3 protein-coding genes and 1 pseudogene are annotated in these 4,059 nt (G+C 30.1%); all 4 read right to left on the minus strand.

Annotated features, from left to right (window positions below; all coding sequences use genetic code 11):
- Positions 1-134: 134 nt before the first annotated feature.
- The 4 genes and pseudogenes from ACKI4K_RS05380 to ACKI4K_RS05395 all read right to left on the minus strand — a co-directional run bounded on the left by ACKI4K_RS05380 (position 135) and on the right by ACKI4K_RS05395 (position 3,851).
- Positions 135-839: a 2-C-methyl-D-erythritol 4-phosphate cytidylyltransferase gene (locus tag ACKI4K_RS05380; protein ID WP_407423022.1), complete on the minus strand. Its 705-nt coding sequence runs from the start codon at positions 837-839 to the stop codon at positions 135-137.
- A gap of 7 nt (positions 840-846) precedes the next feature.
- Complete coding sequence (locus ACKI4K_RS05385) at positions 847-1,812, minus strand: NAD(P)H-dependent glycerol-3-phosphate dehydrogenase (protein ID WP_407423024.1); 966 nt, start codon at positions 1,810-1,812, stop codon at positions 847-849.
- A gap of 100 nt (positions 1,813-1,912) precedes the next feature.
- Positions 1,913-3,013 (minus strand): UDP-galactopyranose mutase, encoded by a 1,101-nt coding sequence (glf, locus tag ACKI4K_RS05390; protein WP_407423026.1) that lies wholly within the window; start codon positions 3,011-3,013, stop codon positions 1,913-1,915.
- Between the two features lie 93 nt (positions 3,014-3,106).
- Positions 3,107-3,851: pseudogene (locus ACKI4K_RS05395) on the minus strand (transposase).
- Positions 3,852-4,059: the final 208 nt, after the last annotated feature.

Below are 4,059 nucleotides of genomic sequence, written 5' to 3' on the forward strand. Positions count from 1 at the left end.
GTTAATATTAAATGTTTTGTTTTTTTCAAAAATATGGGGTTTCTGTCAATTATCCAATGACATAAACAATCTTTTCAATATCATATTGGAACGTCACAATTTTTACAATATCAAACCTTTTAATCTGAAAATCGTTACAGATCTTTTTCATTTATAATGGCTTTAGCTATTTCCAAATCTAATGGCTTAGTTATCTTGAAATTTAAAGAATCACCATCAAAAAGGAAAATACTCTCTTTTCTAAGATGGAATAGCATCATAGCTTCATCCAATAAACTGATTTCATCAGAAGTCAAATCATTATAAATATCCATATATTTAAAAATATTGAAAGATTGAGGTGTTTGAGCATGAACCAAATACTTTCTTTCAGGAATATTAGTCAAAGAATGTTCTTCATCACATTGAAAAATAACATCCGTTGCAGGAATTACAGGACTCGAAGCACCATATTTTTTAGCATGCTTAATACTATTTTTAATCAATTCAGGGGAAACAAAAATTCTAGCACCATCATGCGTAACCATTATCGATTCATCATCAGCACCGTTTAACATTGCATAATCAATAGAATTCAATATAGTATCCTTACGCTCTTCGCCACCCCCAATAACAACAAGCTTATCATTATCCCCAAAATATTCCTCAATTAGAGACCTGGTTTTATCTAAATAGTCAACAGGCGATGAAACAATAATTTTATCCAATCCATCAACTTTTAAGAATTGTTCGACACAATAAATCAATAAAGGCTTATTATTAATTTCATAAAATTGCTTTGGAATACCCAAATCCAACCTATTTCCAATTCCACCCGCCAATATTGCTGCAAAAATCATAAAATCACTAAATATTCTCCCATAAATCATTAAATGCAATTTTAGGATTTGTTCTATTAATTATAACATCATAAACAAAGTTGAGAGTCACAGAATTAACTCCAGCTTCATCAAATAATTGTTTTAGAATTACAGTAGTATTTTTACCTTCAAATAATACTCCTGACGCTTTTTCATCAATTATAATACGTTGCCCATGCAACACGCCAAGAGTATGGTTTCTACTGACAGTTAATGTTGATGCGGTCACAATATCCCCAAAACCGCAATAATCATCCACTACTGATCTTGTCCCACCTAATTTTTCAATAATATCTTTAGTTTCATTAAAACTTTTTGTGAAAACCGTGAATTTCGCGTTATTATTTATATCCATACCTTCACAAATTCCCTGGGATATTGCTATTACATTTTTAATAATTCCACAAAATTCAGTGCCGATTACATCATTATTTGTATTGACTTTAAAAATATTTGATTCTAAAACCGATTTGACCTTATCCAAGCAGCCATTATCGGAACATGCAATAGTTGTTGAAGCATATAAACCGTTAACCATTTCTGATGCAATATTTGGTCCTGAAAATGCAACTGCCGGACGGTTAATTATTTCTTCTATAACTTCAGTCATTCTTTTATTAGTTTCCTTTTCAATTCCTTTAGCAGTGCTAACAAAAATACAATCTTCACCAACAATCCCATTTAATTTGCTTACCACATCCCTCACAACAGAAGAAGGAGTGCATAAAAAAATAATATCCATATCTTTTAGTTGAGTGTAATCAGATGTTGCGGAAATATTGTCATCTAACTTAATATTTGGAAAATACTCGGAGTTAAAACCATTTTCATTTATGTCCCTTGAAATTTCCTCACGCCTTGCATATATTAGTACTTTTGAATTAACAGCAATAGTTCTGGCCACTGCAGTTCCCATTGACCCTGCACCAATAACACCTACTTTTTTAATCATAAAAACACCCCATTATAATTTATAACTATAAAAATGATTAAATCAACACTTTAAATTGTTTAAATTGATTCCAAACAAAGTTTAAGTGAAACAACCTAATTTAACCATTAAATTCATCAACCAATTTTAATGCTTCATCAATAACCTGCCACATATCATAATATTTGTACATTCCTAAACGACCACCAAATATTACTTTATCTTCATTTTTTGAAAGTTCAACATATTTTTCATATAATTTAGAGTTCTTTTCATCATTTATTGGGTAATACGCCTCTTCTCCATTAGACCAAGATTTAGGATATTCCTTTGTAATAATTGTCTTTGGTGAATCGCAAGATTCGAAATGCTTATGTTCTATTATTCTTGTAAATGGTGTTTCTGCATCAGTATAGTTAATGACTGCATTCCCCTGGTAGTTTTCAACATCCAATGTTTCAAATTCAAAATTCAAACCCCTATATTCAAGTTCACCGTAACAATAATCATAATACTGATCAATCATGCCTGTAAAAATGATTTTATCTGCAATGTTTAACCATCTTTCCTTATCGTCAAAGAAATCTGTATTTAACTTAACTTCAATATTTTCAAGCATTTTATCAATGATTTTTGTATAACCACCAATAGGAATGCCCTGATACAGGTCATTAAAGTAATTATTATCAAAAGTAAATCTTACAGGTAATCGTTTAATGATAAATGCTGGCAGTTCACTGCACTTTCTGCCCCATTGCTTTTCGGTGTAGCCTTTCACCAATTTTTCATAAATATCTCTACCAATTAAAGAGATTGCTTGCTCCTCAAGGTTTTGGGGTTTTTCAATTCTTGATTCAGCCTTTTGTTTTTCAATCATCATTCTGGCCTCCTCAGGTGTCTTTACACCCCACATCTGATAAAAAGTATTCATATTGAACGGGAGGTTGAATAATTCCCCTTTATAGTTTGCAACAGGAGAATTTGTATACCTGTTAAAATCAGCGAATTGGTTAATATAATCCCAAACCTCTTTATTGTTTGTATGGAAAATGTGGGCTCCATATTGATGTACATTAATGTTATGTTCTTCTTTAGTGTAAATATTGCCCCCAATATGGTCCCTTTTTTCAATAATCAAACATTTTTTACCTTTTTTAGTCATTTCATGTGCAAAAACTGCTCCGAAAAGACCTGCACCAACTATCAAAAAATCATATTTCATTTTCAACTACCTAATTTTGTAACTCTAATAGAAATCTTTGTAATTCATTACACTATAACTTTATGGTTAATCCCGCCTTGTTGAAATCATTTTTTAAATTTTTGTTGATTGGTCTATATTATAAACTAATGTTTTTAGTCTTGTTTCTTTGTTTTGTAATCGTGTACTCTTACTTTTGTTAATTCCAGAGTATTTTCTTTTTATTACGCTGAATACGCTTTCTATGTTGTTTCTTCTTGAATATATTTCTTTTTTGAATGTTTTGATGCTTAATCTTCTGTACCACATGTTTGAAATTGGATTTGAGTGGTATTTGGTCTAAGGCTTTTATTTCTTCATTGATACATGTTCTTATTGCATTTGAGTCATATGCTTTGTCTGCTATTATGAACTGTGGATTGTATTTTTTTAGACTTCTTATTGATGCTATTGCAAATTTTACATCGTGTCTTGGTCCTTTTACTGCTTGTGAGTAGAGTATTATTCTTGAATCTACATCCACTGCAATATGGTATTTAGTGAAGTTTTTCACGTCTTGGCTACGTATTTTTGAGTAATATTTGTCTGCGTAGTCGCTTGTGAATCCGCTACCATCTAAAGCAACTAATTTAGGTTGTAAACCTAAATTATCAATAATTTGCTTTGTTATTCTTTCAAACATGTTAGTTGGCATCCTTTTAAAGAATTTCTGAAGAGTAGAATAATCTGGAGCTCTTTTAATCTTCAAATATATCTGCAATTTTTCTGAAAAGCTAATAAATTCAACTATTTCTCTATATGTTAAATTTAAATAAGTTTTCAATGCAATAATAGTGAATAATGCAGGTTGCGAGTACATTTTCTTCGAATATTTACTTGAATATAAATTTAAAGATGTTTTAGCATAACTATAACTATATTCAATGAATTTAATTAAGTTATTTGAATTTATATCCTGTTTGCTTTCTTTTTCAAATTTTTTGAAAAATTTTTTTGTTTGTTTTTTAAAGCCAAAATCCAAAAGGTTTTTAGCCTTTGAAAACTTAATTATAATTGGTGAATGTTTG

It is taken from the genome of Methanobrevibacter sp., assembly GCF_045644645.1.
Classification (GTDB): domain Archaea; phylum Methanobacteriota; class Methanobacteria; order Methanobacteriales; family Methanobacteriaceae; genus Methanocatella.